The organism is Sutcliffiella sp. NPDC057660 (assembly GCF_042800035.1).
Classification (GTDB): Bacteria; Bacillota; Bacilli; order Bacillales; family Bacillaceae_I; genus Sutcliffiella_A.
Map to the genome: position 1 here is coordinate 230,581 of NZ_JBHVHV010000004.1, position 15,746 is coordinate 246,326.

The window sequence follows — 15,746 nt, forward strand, 5'->3', positions numbered from 1 at the left end:
GGAGTTTAACCCATGAAAATACAGTTAAGTGTCCATATCGAGAATCCTCCTTCCATACAGGACTATCTAAAGGATATAGTAGGGGTGCCAAAGGGGCTGCTACATGAATTGCGCATGTCGAAAAAGGTACTGGTAAATGGGGGAATTCCCAATTGGACACACCCGCTTCAGACCGGAGATACGATCATACTTCCTGTGTTTTCCGAAGAAGTAAGTCCTGAGCCGAACATCATGGACATTTCCGTTCTGTATGAGGACGAACATATGTTGATTGTAAATAAGACAGCGGATATGGAAACACATCCCTCCTCTGAAACCGATCAGAAGTCGCTTTCCAATGGCGTTGCCCACTATTTCGTAGAAAACGGGATCCAGGCAAAAGCCCGTCATATCCATCGTCTGGACAAGGATACTAGTGGAGCCATTCTTTTTGCGAAGCATAGCTTAAGTGGAGCCATTTTGGACAGGGAGCTTGCGGCAAGGAAAATAAAAAGAACCTATGTCGCCCTTGTTGAGGGTCTTTTGTCCAGTTCTGCCGGCACCATTGATAAAGCAATCGGCAAAGACCGACACCATGCTTCCCGCCGGAGGATTTCACCAAACGGCCAAAAAGCGATCACTCATTTTAAAGTGTTAAAGAAATTCGCGAAAGAAAAACTTACACTGGTGCAACTCACACTTGATACCGGCAGGACACACCAGATACGCGTTCATATGAGCAGCCTCGGCCACCCGCTCTTCGGGGACACCTTGTACGGAGCGAAGAGCAAACATACCCGTCACAGTTTGCATGCCTGGAAGCTAACTGTGACGCATCCGTTTGAAAACGGGTCCGTCACAGTTGAGGCGCCAATCCCGACAGACTTTGCCCCATTCTCACTTTTAATTTAATGGAATCTTTTTTACAAATGGACTCTATCCTTTATCGAAGAACCAGCAAAAGTAAAATAAGCGGAGATTTTCCGGTTATATGCAGAATGTAGCTAGTTTCAGGGGAAATAAGGGGAGATTTTCCCCTTATGCAATCAAAATCACCTATTTTCGAATTTTTCGAGTCAATAGGCGGAATTTCTCCGTTTATTTCAGTCCTATTTATTATTAATTACTAATTAAACGGAATTTCTCCGTCTATTTCTCAGCCCTAGTGCATTAGAGTGCACCTCTAAATTGAACCCTTTACATACTTGTGCTACAGCTCTTTTTTAAATACATAGCTCGTTTTATCATATTCCATTTTTTCTTCATAAAAACGATGGGCATCCTTGCGTTGCAGTCCGGAAGATAGCGTAACCGTCTGGCAGCCTTTTTCTACTGCCAGCGTTTCGATATGTGACAACAGCTTTTCACCGTACCCCTTGGATCTGGCATGACTTGCTGTCACCAGATCATACACATAAATATGATAGCCGTCATAATAGTTTGTCAGAGGGATGATACCGGTGACAGCCTTTACTTCCTCCCCCTCATAACAGGCATGGATTTCATATCCCTCCTGTTTCATCTTTTCGTACATATCAAAGAAGGTTTCTTCTGTTAGATGTGTTCGGAGTTCCTTTAACACATGATACCCCTGAAGTAATTCTTCTTTTTTTTGAAGATGCTTGATCATTCTACTCCCACACTCCCTATGTATAAATAATCTTTCGTTTGGCAATTAACACTATAGTACCTTAAAAATTCACAAGATTGATCTTTTTTTCGAATCTGTGCGTTATTTTTATAGATATAATGAATGCATAAAGATAAAGGAGAGTTAACGATGAAAAAAATATCATTATTCCTAAGCATATTTGCTGTTCTTCTTTTAACAGCTTGCGGAAACAATAATTCAGACAGCTCCAAAGGAAATGAAGACAAACTTCCGGAAATGGTGGAAGTGGAAGTACTTCTTCCTGAAAAGGTGGAGCCGAATGAAGAAGTGAAAATTGAAGCGCTCGTTACCCAAGGCGAGGAAAAAGTCGAGGACGCAAACGAGGTAACCTTTGAAGTCTGGAAACAGGGACAGGAAAAAGACCACGAAATGATTGAAGGGAAAAATGATGGTTCCGGCATCTATTCCTTTACGAAGACTTTTGAAGAAGACGGCTTCTACTTTATCGTGGCACATACAACTGCAAGAGACATGCATGTCATGCCGCGAGTAGAGATGACCGTGGGAAACCCTGACCCTGCCACTAAAGAGGACGAGGAATCAGGTCATGACCATGATTCCGGGCATTCCGATCACGAAGGCGGCCATGAAGGGGAAACCCATTCAGACCATGAAAATCATGAGCACGAACACGAAGCAACGTTAATGATGACACTTAATAATAAAGAAGCGGTAAAGGTAAACGAAGAGGTGACTTTGTCCACGGAATTGAAAAAAGACAATGCAGCTCTAAAGGATGCTACCGTTCGCTTTGAGGTGTGGCATGCGGATGCCGAAAAGCATGAATATATCGATGCCACTGAAGTCAGCGAAGGTGTATATGAAGCGAAAACCATCTTCAAGGAAAAGGGCATGCATCATGTCCAGATCCATGTAGAAAAAGAAGAGCTTCATGAGCATCAGTTGGAAGAGCTCGAAGTGGAATAACAAAAAGGATGACCTCGAGGGGTCATCCTTTTTTTGGCTGTTTTCGCATAAATTGTTGCTTTTTACGTACTCAAAGTAACCACGTTATATTACTAGTCCTCGTGCTCTTTTCTGTGTAGTGGATTCTTTTTCACTTTGAATAATATGGGGAGAAAAGCTGTAAAAAAATCCAAGTGCCGATTTTTTACGGGCGTAAAGCAACAACCTTTAAGAAAAGAGCCTTTTTGTAAATTAAAAATCAAAATTATCCGGATCTGGACCAACACGTTTGTTTTCATTTAACGCATGGATCTTCTGCATATCCTCATCCGTGATTTCAAAGTCGAAGATATCGGCATTTTCCTTGATACGGTGCTCTTTTACAGACTTAGGAATGGTAACCACACCATTCTGCAGGTCCCAGCGAAGGATGATTTGTGCAACAGACTTGTTGTATTTCTCTGAAAGCTCCATCAGCACTTCGTTTTGAAGCAGCTCACCCTGCATAAGCGGAGACCACGCTTCCATTTGGATGCCATTCTCTTTACAGAAGTTAAGCAATTCAACTTGAGATAGTTTAGGGTGATATTCCACCTGGTTCACCATCGGCTTCACTTCTGCCACATCCAGAATGTCCTGAAGATGATGGATGTGGAAGTTGCTTACCCCGATTGCTCTAACCTTACCATCCGCATATAGCTTCTCCAATGCTTTCCAAGTGTCGACGTACTTGCCTTTTACCGGCCAGTGAACGAGATATAAATCCAGGTACTCCAAGCCAAGCTTCTCCATGCTTGCCTCAAATGCAGCAAGAGTGGATTCATACCCTTGATCGGCATTCCATACCTTTGTCGTGATGAATAATTCTTCACGGGGAACGCCAGCTTCTTTGATCGCCTTGCCCACACCATCTTCATTTTTATAGATGGCAGCCGTATCGATGCTGCGATAACCGGCTTGAATTGCCATTTTCACAGAGCTTTCCACTTCCTGCCCCTCTTCCACCTTGTATACACCTAATCCAAACCAGGGCATTTCTACCCCATTATGTAAAGTCGTCGTTGAAGTTAAACCATTTAACAAAGGAATCAGCCTCCTATTCATCAATAAACTCATTATGACCGATTTCAGGCAAGTTGCAAATAAAATGCTCGGATTCACACTTCTTTTTGTCCCAGGATATACATAGAAAAAAGGAGTTTTCGATGGAGATGTTCGACTATTTGATGCTCTTGAATGTGTTGGTGATTGTCTCTTCCACAATGATCAGTTACCTTTATGTCTCACAGATGGTTCTGAGAAAGGGAGCATTCCTGTTCCACACTGTAATAAGCCTCTCCTTTGTTGTTGCTGCCTGGTTTGTGACCACCAGTATATGGTACTACCTGACCATAAGAGTAGATGGACTCCTTTACCTCGGCGGGATGCTGTTCAACCTGATAGTCATGATGTTCTGTGTAACAGTCCTTATCTCGTATCTTATTGTAAGGCGAAATTATCTGATCAGACAATTTCAAGCGAAAAATAAATAAAACTCATCACCCAGCGACTCTAAAACTGGGTGATGAGTTTTTTGTATTTGTTTATTGCATACCTTTTTTCACTGCGTTTGCAACCTGGATCGTGCGTTTGGCCTGATGCTTTACTGCTGCTGTCACGTCTTCCTTCCAGTTTCCTTCCTGATCTGCCGTTACACTTGTCCCGTAAGGATTTCCCCCTGAAGCAAAAATCGAGTCGTCCGTATAGCCAGGTGCCGCTACAATTGCTCCCCAATGGAACATGGTGGTATAGAGATTAAGGATCGTCTGCTCCTGGCCACCGTGGGGATTGCTCGCAGATGTCATCGCGCTGACCACCTTATTTGCAAGCTTGCCTTCCGACCATAGCCCACCTGTTGTATCCAGGAACTGCTTCATCTGGGAAGGAACAGTTCCATACCTCGTAGGTACACTGAAAATGTACGCATCCGCCCACACAAGATCATCCAGGCTCGCAGTAGGAACATCCTTCGTCTCCTCCAAATGCGCCTTCCAAGCCGGGTTTCCATTTATCGCTTCTTCCGGTGCCAGCTCAGGAACTTTTACAAGCTTAACTTCCGCCCCTGTTTCCTTCGCCGCTTCTTCCGCTGTTTTGGCCAATTTGTAGTTTGTCCCTGTTGAACTGTAATAGATGATTGCCAATTTCACATTGTTACTCATAAAAATATCCTCTCCTTTTCGTTTAAGGATTCAACAAAAAAATCGATTACCATATAGTCCCTCTACCCTTTTATCTTGATTTCAAACAAAAAAACCCTGGCATACGCCAGCGGTTTTTTGTCTGTTATTCTATTAATTCACAATTGCCAACGAGAAGGTCTGTGGTCCAACCGGTACGTTATAAGCCTGTACCTCAACTGTATACGTCCCGCTTTGTGGCGCATTAATAAATACATTTTCTACGTTATTGCGGCCATCCCAGTTATTATTGTATGGCGAAGTAAAGTCATTTCCTACATACTGTGTGCCATTTGGAGCTGTAATGACCAGATCCAGGTCATTGACAAGCGTTACGGAAGCAGTTGTGCTCGCAGGTGCATCAGACCATACCAGGGAGATCTTCAAAGGCTTGCCGGCAGTAGCAGTAAACGAGTACGTCGCTTTTTGGCTAGTGGATAGAGAACTGGACTCGTTCACATAGGCAACGTTCAGGGATTTATCCAATGTCACTCGTCCCCATCCTTGGTTACCGTTCGGGTAGCCAAGGCCGATGTCAGCTGCACCGGCAATCAGTGCCGCTTTTAATAGAGAAGGCTTTGGTGTGATGCCTCTGTTCTTCACAAAATGCTCACGAAGCTGTGCCACGTTTCCAGCAACGATCGGTGTAGCCATGGACGTTCCACCCATGTATGCATATTTGCTGTCATGGTTCGCCCAGAAGGAGGAATCCGGTGCAAGAGAAGATCTTGCTGATAGTATGAACGTTCCCGGTGCCATGACATCCGGTTTGATCCGTCCATCCTTTGTCGGTCCACGGGAAGAGAACTGTGCCACATGGTTGATATTGTCCGCATAAGACCCGAAGCTTGGGCGGAGGTTTTCCGTAGCTCCGACTGTTATTGCATTTTTAGCTGTACCTGGTGCACTGATGGTTCCGCCGTTCGGTCCTTCATTCCCGGCAGCGAAAAGGATTGTCATATCATTTTTGCGCACATAGTCATCCACATTCCTTGAATCTGTTGTGTAAGCCCCATTCACAGCTGCTCCCCAGGAGTTTGTATGAATTCTGGCACCAGCACTGTATGCTTGGCTGAATAAGGTTTGCAGATTCGAAGGCAGGCCTCCAAGTCCCCCACCGCTATCCATGATAGATTGGAAGACTAGATTCGCCTGCGGTGCCATTCCTTTATTAGTGGAGCCGTTACCTAATACGGATCCAGCCACATGCGTACCATGACCATTCGTATCATTGGCATTATTCGTCCGTCCCAATGCATATAATGCAGTAATTTTCCCGCGGAAGGCTTCATGCATCGAACTGTCATTGCGACCTGTATCAAGCCCTGTATCGGCAACCGCTACGATCTGTCCTTGTCCATACAACCCGTAGTTGCTCTGAGCCACATCCGCTTTGACAATTCCACGCGCAACATCATTCATCACCTTATACTCAGGCTTTGCCGTAATATATAGCACATCATTGCTTGTTGCGAATTGCGCGATTTGCTCGATGCCTCTTAATTGCACCTCTTTATTATTCTGCTTTGTATCAAGCGCCACTGCTTTTACAAGCTCTGATGCCCCTTTTGTAAAAAGCTGGGGATCTATTCGGTATATCGGCAAGTAAGGCTCCACGGATTCCACGTGCTCAATGGTGCTTGTTGCTGACTTAACATCGCCCTCATACTCGACAATGTAAGCATAATCGGGTATGTAGTCGAGAATCTTTGCCCCTGTTTTTTCTAGCTGCTGTTTTGTTTCTTCTAAAATTGGTCCATTGAATTGGACAATATGGAGTTTATTATTTGCCGGGACTGTTTCAAGCTTCTTCTGCAAACCTTTTGGGAGTTTCACATTTTCAGATTCCACCAGAAATGCAGCAGCACCAGTCTGCCCCTGCTTGGAGAAACCTTTAGCATCAGTTGTTGTCTGAATTCCTTTGAAATCCAGATCAAAATTCCTTGCACCGCCTGCAGATGGATTACTTAACGCAACAGTCGACAAAATCGCTGCAGCTGATAAAACAGATAAAAACACCTTTTTCTTCCTTCTCATCCTCAACCCCACTCCTCTCAATTCGTAGCTCCCCTTTAATTTAGCACACAAAAGGAATACTTTATATTGGGAAAATTCAGACATAAAAAGCATACTGCTGTGCTTTTTTCCGCCCTACTTTCCCAATGGAAAAGCACTGCCAAAAAAATAAAAAACACACGCAAGATCCCATAAGGGACTTACGTGTGCTCTGGAATGAATCAACCGTTCGGAAGCGGATCCGGATGCTCATCCTTCAATGGGGAAACCAAATCCGGAGCTCCCACAACTACCACAGCTTTCTGGGTATTCTGTGAGGCAATATCATCTTGACCATTAGAGAAAATGAAACCAACCATCAGGAAAACGAGTAATAATTTTTTCATTTGACCCTCTCCTTAGTATAAAAATGATTGCTTCTTTAACTCCTGATAACACAAAGAATAGTAGTAGCTCGCTTTTTTGTACTTATAGCAGGACTCAAAGTAGTTAGCGAGTTTTTCCGCATATTTTATAATAGGCTCCTTGAAGTCATGCTGCTGGAAAAAAGGGAGCGCCACTTCCAAGAAAAATGTGTCCAAATCATCATAATTCCCCTCTAGGATAAATTCGAAAATGGTGAAATAATAATGATGCTCGATGTGCTCCTCTGGATCTTCCATCAGGGATTTCCCCAGATGAAGCCATTTTCTGCACTGTTTGGCATCTCCCAGATGGTCGTACTCTATCAGAAGGCAATAGATGGAATCCAGCTTACTTTCCAGGTTTCTGCCCTCTTTCAGATAATAGCTCTTCTCAAACTCTTCTATTGCTTGCGGATGAAGCTTCCTAATGGAGTACAATTTCCCTAGATTGTGATAGATAAGTGCCTGTAGATACGTATTATTTAATGATTCGGAAAGCTTCTGTGCCAGTAGGTAGCTCTCCTCGGACCGGTCGTATTCCCCGATCCTGCGATAACAGATCCCGAGTAGCACTTGACACTCCGCACTTCTTTTCAAATCATAGATTGCCTGGAAGATATGCAGCGCCTTCGTTGTATGTGTGATGCTCAATGGGACTTTTGTCGTCTGGCTGTATGTGAGGCCGAAAAGATAATAGAGGTCAGCCTCCTCCGCGCTTTCAAAATTGGTGCTCCGCTGCAGCAGTTTTTCGGCTGCTTTCAGATGCTCCAGTGCATCAGAATAATTGTTCTGCCTGTAGCTGAAAATCGCATAAAACTTTTTAAAGTAATAATGCATCTGCAAGTCGAAAATATCATGGAATTGTACTAGCTTATCAATAAGTAGCTTGGCCTGTTCCAAGTCCCGCAGATAGAGATAGTAGCGGAGTTCAAATAGGATGAAATACATGTATGTTTTCGTATTGACAGACTGAATTTTCAAGGAGAGCTGCTCGTACCGAAGCTTTATTTCGTCACTGTTGCTTGTGACCATCAACTTGTACCAGGACATCAGCTCCCCAAGGATGGTCTCGTCCTGCTGTTCGATCAGACTGACTCCAAGCCTCTCACATAAAAGCTGTAATACTTCCTCACTTGGGGAGGTCAAATTGTTTTCTATTTTGGAAAGATAGGAAACCGAAATGATTCCCCTGGCTAAATCCTCTTGCTTTAAATTGCGCTGGATTCGAAAAAACTTAAGCTTACTACCGATATCCATTTTAGTTGTTTTGGCAGATTGTTGATCGATCTTTATCATATGGACCATTCCTCCGCAATGTCTATATTCTTAATATTCAGATTAATGAGCGTGAGTCTATGTAACTAAAAACTGTCTCTTCTTTATTATAAAAGGCTTAATTCCATTTAGTAACCATTATTTATAGTTTTCTAGGCATATTTTTAATGGGAATATTTCCCCATTCTCCCACATATACTTAATCCTTGTTATTTTTCCACTATTTTTGACGAACAGTAACTAGTTTTGTCTATCATAAAGGATTTCTTCATTGAATGTTTAATAGTGTTGTGTAAGGGAGGGATGTTACATGGAATTAAAAACACATGAAGTTGCAAAAGAGTTGGGGATGGCCCCAAGAACCATCCGAAAATGGGTGCAAAAATACAAAATCCCTTGCAGCAAAAATGATTATGGTCACTATGTTTATGATCAGAAAGCTATTCTCTTGTTGGAAACCTTGAAAGCCAGTTCAGAAGTTGCAGGGTCACTGGATGAATATGAGTCTCCCCCTCCAATTACAGAACCTACATCCATCATCCAACAGCCCAACGAGCCAAAGGAGCAGAAAATGGACCTTTTAAATGACAGAATAAATAGAGTAGAACGATTGTTGGACCAAAAAGCGGATGAGGTGGTATCCTACCAGCTGCTCCAACAGAGAAAAGAAATTGAAGATCTAACAAAAAGAGTCGGGGAATTGGAGGAGATCATCCTTGCCCTGCAGACTCCGAGTGTAAAGAAATACGAACCGCCCCTTATTTTTGACCAACCGGTTAAAACCAAACGGCGCGGTATGTTCCGCTCCATTTTTGGCCTTTAGGGAAGCTGACCTTTATTTTTGGTCAACTTCTTTTTTTGTCTTCCACAAGCAGTTGGTCCATTACAAGATTGAACTGATGTATTAATCCTAGTTTCTCTGTTTCCTTCAGGCGGGATCCACTTATCCGCTTGATCGCAAGGAAATATTTTGCCAAAGAGGATTTTCTCGTCCGGGGATGAGTCAATTCATCCTTCAGCTCTATCTTTATCGCCTCTTCAAGCTGCTCTGTCACGGGTTTTGCAGACTGGGATAATGATCTGTTACTCCAAAGCTCCTTATAGGCCTCTAATAGTCTATCCGGGTTCTCCATACAGTTTCTGCCCACTTTCTTACAAAATTCGTCAAACATATAGAATTTTCTTTCAATTTATGGTACTTTGTTAATGAATAATAGTACTTATCGCATCTTGGTTAAGGGGACTCGCAATGAATCTACTGAAAGATATTCTACTACAATTATTCTTTTTATTTCTACCTGTATTTCTATATTACCACTTCGACAATAAATACCAACCTAACATATCGGAATTAAAAAGGCAATGGACATTCTTTTTGTATTGTGCTTTTTCTGTACTCATATGCATGCATTTTCCTATTGAATTTCAGAATGGCTACGTTTTTAATCTGGCACTTATCCCTATCATCTTATCCATTTTATACGGTGGTTATCTTTCCGGAATTTTGACGATTCTCCTTATATTTGTCTATCCGTTGTTTTCAACAGGATCAACCAGCTTTCTTTCCATTTTTTTGACGGTACCATTTATCGTGCTCTTACCCGCTTTTTTACAACCTCGATGGATGGGTTATCATAAAAATAAAAAATATCTGCTTTCCTTTTTAATTGTAACTGTCAAGCTTCCCATTTACTTTGTTTTCATTTTATACAAGGGAATTTCTGGTGACTCACTTGGACCAGACAGCTATCTGTCCGGACTATTGTGTTGGCTGATTCTATGCTTGTCTTTATTTCTCCTTATTTACTTTATTGAATATTGTCTAGACCTAGGTAACCTTAGAAAACAGTTGAAACGTATGAGAAGGCTGCAACATGTAACCAGCATAGCTACAGATGTATCAGATGAGGTCCATAAACCTCTGACAATGGTAAAGGGCTTCACTCAATTGCTTGGGGCGGAGCAGAACAAAACAAACAGGGAATATGTTCCTATCATCCTTTCGGAATTGGACCGTGCAGAGTCCATCATTCATTCCTACATCAATCTGGCAAAATCATCAGACACATTTCCTGCCAAATCCCTTTCTTCCAAAGAACTGATGGAAGAGGTAATGGATCGATTGCACACCTATGCCGCAAATAATCACATCCAGCTTAATAGGGGACCATTGCGTAAGCTTCGTCTTCGAGGGAATATGGAACTTCTGTCAGAATCCTTCACAAGTATCCTCAAAATCTGCATGGATGCAATGCCGGCTTCTGGAGGAAAGATCAGTGTGAAAAACTTCCGAAGAGGAAACGATGTCATTTTTGAAATTGTGGATGTGGAAGGAAAAATGAAAGAAGCCACCCTTCATATACTTGAAAATTATCAGTATCCTTCTGAAAATATACAAAACAACCAAGTCAATGCTGCTTTTTCCGTACTTTTCGCTCATTATGGTGATATTGAAGTGAAACGCGGCTTTTTCCGGAGTAACGTGGTCCAGTTAACACTTCCTGCTTATATCAAGAAAAAAAGCCAGCTTAATCATAGAGCTGTATCTCCTTAAGATGAAAAAAGTCCTTATCCAAGTTCATGGATGAAGGACTTTTTTGTATGTTGAGCATGAGAAAATGACCTGCATGGTTTTAATGGGCCATTAAGGCATAACCGGACATAAACCCTATAATTGCACCAAATACACTTATCAGGATATAAAGCGCCGCTTTCTTGAAATAGCCTGCCCGCAGCAGCTGCAAGGCCTCCATACTGAAAGTGGAAAAAGTAGTAAAAGACCCGAAGAAACCAATGCCTACTAAAAGAAAAAGAAGATTGCTGTAAAGTTCAGGTTCTTCATGCAGATGGCCCATCAACATCCCCAATCCAAATGACCCGGCTAAATTGACCATGAGCATGGCAACTGGAATATGCGGGGAAGGATAGCGCTTCATTATTACTACTCCGGTTAAATATCTGCCAACAGCCCCAGTGCCACCGCCAAGGATAACCATCAGCTGTAGAATACCTTCATTCATCATTCCGCCCCAACCTTTCCGGACTTACCGTGAAGCGCTCCAGCTTTCATACCCAAGTGGATTCCCAGGAAAGCCAAAGCTATCCCAAAGATAACGGAAACGGATACATAACTCGCAGCCTCCAGCATCTGTCCATCCATCCATAAGTGGAAAGCATCGCCCCCAAACGTTGACATCGTAGTAAAGCCACCACACAGACCAACACCAAGACCAAGCTTCATCCATTCCCTGCTCTGCACCACCAAAAACACCCCGCTCAGTACACCCAGCACAAAACTCCCAAGCAGATTCTCCACCACCGTCCCAAGCGGAAAACCATAACCAAAACCAAGCAACCCCACATTAATCAAATACCGCACATAAGCACCTGCTGCGCCACCAACGAAAATCGCCACCACATTCGCCATAAATCTTCATTCACCTTCCGGGGTCTGGCCCCTAACAATAATTTAATTCTATTGTAATACAATTGAAGTGAAAGTTCACCGGGGTGTGGTGCTTGGAGGGGAGCACACAACGATTTATGGAGGGAGATTTTTTTCTTTAGGGGGCTGTATTGGTTATTATTTGCTGGGAATAATATAGAATAGATCAACTCTACCTTAGGAGGAGTATTTTGTGGATCAGCAGGAAAGAAACCAAGCCGCAAAAGTCAAAGGAGTAAAGAGTGCCGAAAATAGAATGAACGTGAGGAACCTCTTAGTTCAGGAGAAATTGCAGCAGCATCTATCCTATGTCCGAAAAGAGCTTGCAGAAGATTACCCGCTTTCTTTGAAAAAGGCGATATCCGAGCGCGTCATTTCCTTGAACAGAAAAAAGCTTACGCAGATATTGAAGGAAGATGAACAGTCAGAAGAAGCAAGATAATGATCTATCTCTTCATCACGGGAGGTGCAGCTCCAAAATCTGCACCTCAGCAGCAAAAAGAAGCTGGCCCATTATTATGGCCAGCTTCCTCTTTTTAGAGCTCCACCTTTTCCAATTCTGGTTCAAAGTAGGCCCTTACGATTATATTCAGGATCTCATCAGTCATATTCAGATGAGCAATAGGGCTATCAGCAATCAGCTTCTGCGTATTGCGATCCTTAAAGGAAATACTGCGGTCAAGATAAGGATCAAACACTTGCAGCATGCCATTTAGCTGTTCTTCAACAGGTGACAGCCTAAAGCCTGTCCCTTTTTCATAGATGCCCAGACTATCGAATTGAAGGTGATTTTTGATGGTGTTTAATATATCCCTGTTTTTAGGAGGGGTTGGATTCGTAATATTATAGATTGTATTCTTCTGGGCCTTGGTAGCGGCAATTGTTAAGATATCAGCTACATAATCGACTGGCACCAAATTGGATGTGCCATTCTTCGAACCGACAAGATGCACCTTCTCCACACTGTCTTTGCGGTCCAGACGGCGTTTGAAAAGCTCGAGGCCTCTCATGAAGCCATAAAGGGTAAAAGTGGAATCCGCTTCTCCCGTTTTGGAATCGCCGACAATAATGGCAGGCCTGAAGATGGAAACCTCCATTCTTTCCCGATAACGGAATACCTCGTGCTCCGCCAGAGCCTTACTCTCTTCATATGGATTATTGAAAGGTTGAGTCAGTTCATACAATTCCTCTACACCTTCATTGGACTTTCCTACCGTATAGGCCGTACTCACATGTATGAACTTCGCTGCGCCAAGTTTATCTGCAACCTTAAGCGCCTCTTTCGTTCCTGTGTAGTTCATTTTCATTAAAGTATCATGCAGGTCATGATCGAACTTCACAAGTGCAGCCAGATGATAGAAAATATCGACTGTATTCGATAAAGACTCCAGTACAGCCTTTGATATTCCGAAATTCGGCAACACAATATCCCCTTGAAGGATATGCATCCTCCCCTGTAAGGAATTAGGGAGATTTCCCTTCAAAGTGTTGGCCTTTTCCAGGTTTCGAGCCAATATATGAACAGTGTGACCTTCTTCCAAAAGGTTGCGAATAAGCCTGCCCCCAAGAAATCCAGTAGCACCGGTTAAAAATATATTCATAGAAGTTCCTCCATTGTTGAAACATGATTATCAATCAACACTACTACAATCTTAATATAGAATCCTTGTTAAATCAAAACTTGGAAAATATTGAAGATTCTAAACAAGCATATCTTTGTTGGTAGATGGTTTGTCCACTAATGTATAATGCAAGAAAAGGTATCGGAAAGGAAGTCTGTGATGAAAAAAATTGGGGGAATCATCTTTCTTGTGGCTATTGGATTGGCAGCCTATTTTTTTATACCCAAGATTTTCGCTTCTGTAACCCAAAAGTCACTAGGCAGTGTTCCATTTGAATATAAGGAAAATGCAAATATCGCCTACGCTACATTTGCAGGTGGATGCTTTTGGTGCATGGAGCCTCCTTTTGAAAAACTGCCAGGAGTTTATGAAGTGGTATCCGGCTATACAGGAGGAGAAGTTGAAAACCCCTCCTATAATGAAGTGACTACCGGTACGACCGGCCATATGGAGGCTGTGGTTGTCACCTATAACCCCAACATTATCGAGTACTCCACACTGTTGGATGTATTCTGGCGCCAGGTCGATCCCACCGATGCTGAAGGGCAATTTGTCGATAGAGGCTCACCCTATCAATCCGCCATTTTCATACACAATGAGGAACAGCGGCTGGAAGCTGAAAAATCCAGGAAAGAATTAATTGCCTCTGGTCGTTTCGAAAAGCCGATAGTCACCAAGATCTTTGAGGCTCAGAACTTCTATATTGCAGAAGATTACCACCAGGACTACTATTTGAAAAATCCTGTCCGTTATGATTACTATCGGGGCAATTCGGGTCGTGACGACTTTTTGGAAAAAAATTGGGGAGAAGAACGTTTCATTACACCTGTTGTCAAGGCTGTTGACAACTCCCTGCTTCACCTTTCAAAGGAGGAACTGAAATCCGTGCTGACCGAGGAACAGTATTTTGTCACCCAGGAGGAAGGCACCGAGGAACCCTTCAACAATGAATACTGGGATTTCGAAGGGGAGGGGATCTATGTGGATATCGTTTCAGGCGAAGCCCTATTCAGCTCCTTGGACAAATATGATTCCGGTACTGGCTGGCCCAGCTTTACGAAGCCGTTGGTGGAGGAAAACATTGTCGAGCTCGAGGACCGCACCCTGTTCACCGTCCGTACAGAGGTCCGCAGCAAACTTGGAAATTCCCACCTCGGTCATGTTTTTGATGATGGCCCCGAACCGACAGGCCTCCGCTACTGCATGAACTCGGCTGCCCTCCGTTTTATCGCAAAAGAAGATTTAAAGGAGGAGGGCTACGGAGAGTTTGTGGAACTATTCGATTAAGCTGAACAATTTAAAAGCACTTTCCCAATAACCGGAAAAGTGCTTTTTACTTTTTTTCTACTTATCACCTGCGAGCAACTTGGACTTTTTCGTGCAGGCATCCATGGCTGAAACGATTGCGGCACGGAAGCCCTGTTTTTCCAGTGTGGTGACCGCTTCAATGGTTGCTCCGCCTGGTGTACAGACATTATCCTTCAGCTCGCCCGGATGCTTGCCTGTCTCCAGCACCATTTTTGCTGCTCCCAATACCGCTTGGGCTGCGAGCTTGTAGGCTTGATCACGCGGGATTCCTTGCTGCACCGCGCCATCCGCTAATGCTTCGATGAACATATAAACATATGCAGGCGAAGATCCGCTGACAGCAGGAACGGCATCCATGAGTTGTTCCGTCAACACCTCAGCTTGACCGAAGCTTTCAAATAACCGGATTACCTCCTGAAGCTCGTCACTCTCCACCAGGTCATTCGCACATATGGCGCTCATCCCTTCGCCAACCAGTGAAGGGGTATTAGGCATCACACGGACCGCCTTGATTCTTTTTTTGAAGGCACTCTCCAAGAAGTTCAAGCTGATCCCGGCAGCAATGGTAATAATCACTGTGTTTTCTTTTACATATCCCTTGATTTCCTCAATCACCGGTCCATGTAAATCAGGCTTTACCGCTAAAATCAGGATATCGGCCTGCTTTGCCACTTCACCATTATGGAATCCAGCTTTTATGTTAAACTTTTCAGTTACCTGCTCCACTGTCTTTTCTGTTCTAGCACTGGCAACTATTTGGTCAGGCTGATAGAGCTTAGACTTCAGCAGCCCGCCAATGATTGCCTGCGCCATTTTTCCGCTTCCGATAAAACCTATTGTTTTTGTCATGTTCATTACGTTCACTCCTATACTGTATGAATCGTATTATATAAGAATGGTCGA

Annotated in this window: 18 protein-coding genes; 7 read left to right on the top strand and 11 right to left on the bottom strand. The window is 43.3% G+C overall.

What is annotated here, in order from left to right; all coding sequences use genetic code 11:
* The first annotated feature begins 12 nt into the window (after positions 1-12).
* A complete protein-coding gene (locus ACFVAD_RS05780) occupies positions 13-891 on the top strand; it encodes an RluA family pseudouridine synthase (protein WP_386637028.1) in 879 nt (292 codons plus the stop codon).
* 298 nt (positions 892-1,189) lie between these two features.
* Here ACFVAD_RS05780 and ACFVAD_RS05785 read toward each other — a convergent pair whose 3' ends face one another.
* Positions 1,190-1,609: a GNAT family N-acetyltransferase gene (locus ACFVAD_RS05785; RefSeq protein WP_386637030.1), complete on the bottom strand. Its 420-nt coding sequence runs from the start codon at positions 1,607-1,609 to the stop codon at positions 1,190-1,192.
* Positions 1,610-1,759: 150 nt separating this feature from the next.
* Between ACFVAD_RS05785 and ACFVAD_RS05790 the strand changes: the two genes are divergently transcribed.
* On the top strand, positions 1,760-2,578 hold the full coding sequence (locus ACFVAD_RS05790) for a FixH family protein (protein ID WP_386637032.1): 819 nt from the start codon (positions 1,760-1,762) through the stop codon (positions 2,576-2,578).
* Between the two features lie 231 nt (positions 2,579-2,809).
* Here ACFVAD_RS05790 and ACFVAD_RS05795 read toward each other — a convergent pair whose 3' ends face one another.
* The gene (locus ACFVAD_RS05795; protein WP_386637149.1) at positions 2,810-3,592 is read right to left on the bottom strand and encodes an aldo/keto reductase; all 783 of its coding nucleotides are present in this window, start codon (positions 3,590-3,592) and stop codon (positions 2,810-2,812) included.
* Between the two features lie 170 nt (positions 3,593-3,762).
* On the opposite strand from ACFVAD_RS05795, the gene ACFVAD_RS05800 reads away from it, so the two are divergent.
* Positions 3,763-4,089, top strand: coding sequence for a hypothetical protein (locus ACFVAD_RS05800; protein ID WP_386637034.1), 327 nt, complete (start codon positions 3,763-3,765; stop codon positions 4,087-4,089).
* A 51-nt stretch (positions 4,090-4,140) separates the two neighbouring features.
* Here ACFVAD_RS05800 and wrbA read toward each other — a convergent pair whose 3' ends face one another.
* From wrbA to ACFVAD_RS05820, 4 genes are all read right to left on the bottom strand, one after another.
* The gene (gene wrbA, locus ACFVAD_RS05805) at positions 4,141-4,755 is read right to left on the bottom strand and encodes an NAD(P)H:quinone oxidoreductase (RefSeq protein WP_386637036.1); all 615 of its coding nucleotides are present in this window, start codon (positions 4,753-4,755) and stop codon (positions 4,141-4,143) included.
* Between the two features lie 132 nt (positions 4,756-4,887).
* The gene (locus tag ACFVAD_RS05810; protein WP_386637038.1) at positions 4,888-6,810 is read right to left on the bottom strand and encodes a S8 family serine peptidase; all 1,923 of its coding nucleotides are present in this window, start codon (positions 6,808-6,810) and stop codon (positions 4,888-4,890) included.
* Positions 6,811-7,010: 200 nt separating this feature from the next.
* Positions 7,011-7,175 (bottom strand): hypothetical protein, encoded by a 165-nt coding sequence (locus tag ACFVAD_RS05815; RefSeq protein WP_386637040.1) that lies wholly within the window; start codon positions 7,173-7,175, stop codon positions 7,011-7,013.
* A 12-nt stretch (positions 7,176-7,187) separates the two neighbouring features.
* Complete coding sequence (locus ACFVAD_RS05820; RefSeq protein ID WP_386637042.1) at positions 7,188-8,489, bottom strand: helix-turn-helix domain-containing protein; 1,302 nt, start codon at positions 8,487-8,489, stop codon at positions 7,188-7,190.
* 289 nt (positions 8,490-8,778) lie between these two features.
* On the opposite strand from ACFVAD_RS05820, the gene ACFVAD_RS05825 reads away from it, so the two are divergent.
* Entirely contained in the window at positions 8,779-9,291 is a 513-nt protein-coding gene (locus tag ACFVAD_RS05825; protein ID WP_386637044.1) for a MerR family transcriptional regulator, read from the top strand.
* Positions 9,292-9,313: 22 nt separating this feature from the next.
* Here ACFVAD_RS05825 and ACFVAD_RS05830 read toward each other — a convergent pair whose 3' ends face one another.
* Positions 9,314-9,601, bottom strand: coding sequence for a hypothetical protein (locus ACFVAD_RS05830; RefSeq protein WP_386637046.1), 288 nt, complete (start codon positions 9,599-9,601; stop codon positions 9,314-9,316).
* 116 nt (positions 9,602-9,717) lie between these two features.
* Between ACFVAD_RS05830 and ACFVAD_RS05835 the strand changes: the two genes are divergently transcribed.
* The gene (locus ACFVAD_RS05835) at positions 9,718-11,022 is read left to right on the top strand and encodes a LytS/YhcK type 5TM receptor domain-containing protein (protein WP_386637048.1); all 1,305 of its coding nucleotides are present in this window, start codon (positions 9,718-9,720) and stop codon (positions 11,020-11,022) included.
* A 79-nt stretch (positions 11,023-11,101) separates the two neighbouring features.
* On the opposite strand, the gene crcB is transcribed toward ACFVAD_RS05835, so the two are convergent.
* Together crcB and ACFVAD_RS05845 are read right to left on the bottom strand one after the other, a co-directional pair.
* On the bottom strand, positions 11,102-11,491 hold the full coding sequence (crcB, locus tag ACFVAD_RS05840; protein WP_386637050.1) for a fluoride efflux transporter CrcB: 390 nt from the start codon (positions 11,489-11,491) through the stop codon (positions 11,102-11,104).
* Positions 11,488-11,895, bottom strand: coding sequence for a fluoride efflux transporter FluC (locus tag ACFVAD_RS05845; RefSeq protein ID WP_386637052.1), 408 nt, complete (start codon positions 11,893-11,895; stop codon positions 11,488-11,490). Before ACFVAD_RS05845 ends, crcB begins: the two co-directional genes overlap by 4 nt.
* A gap of 211 nt (positions 11,896-12,106) precedes the next feature.
* On the opposite strand from ACFVAD_RS05845, the gene ACFVAD_RS05850 reads away from it, so the two are divergent.
* Positions 12,107-12,355 carry a hypothetical protein gene (locus ACFVAD_RS05850; protein WP_386637054.1) on the top strand — a complete coding sequence of 83 codons (249 nt, stop codon included), beginning with the start codon at positions 12,107-12,109 and terminating at the stop codon, positions 12,353-12,355.
* Between the two features lie 94 nt (positions 12,356-12,449).
* On the opposite strand, the gene ACFVAD_RS05855 is transcribed toward ACFVAD_RS05850, so the two are convergent.
* Positions 12,450-13,514: an SDR family oxidoreductase gene (locus tag ACFVAD_RS05855; protein ID WP_386637056.1), complete on the bottom strand. Its 1,065-nt coding sequence runs from the start codon at positions 13,512-13,514 to the stop codon at positions 12,450-12,452.
* A 354-nt stretch (positions 13,515-13,868) separates the two neighbouring features.
* On the opposite strand from ACFVAD_RS05855, the gene msrB reads away from it, so the two are divergent.
* On the top strand, positions 13,869-14,822 hold the full coding sequence (msrB, locus tag ACFVAD_RS05860) for a peptide-methionine (R)-S-oxide reductase MsrB (RefSeq protein WP_386637151.1): 954 nt from the start codon (positions 13,869-13,871) through the stop codon (positions 14,820-14,822).
* A 57-nt stretch (positions 14,823-14,879) separates the two neighbouring features.
* Here the strand turns inward: msrB and proC are convergent, their stop codons facing one another.
* Positions 14,880-15,692: a pyrroline-5-carboxylate reductase gene (gene proC / locus ACFVAD_RS05865; protein ID WP_386637153.1), complete on the bottom strand. Its 813-nt coding sequence runs from the start codon at positions 15,690-15,692 to the stop codon at positions 14,880-14,882.
* Positions 15,693-15,746: the final 54 nt, after the last annotated feature.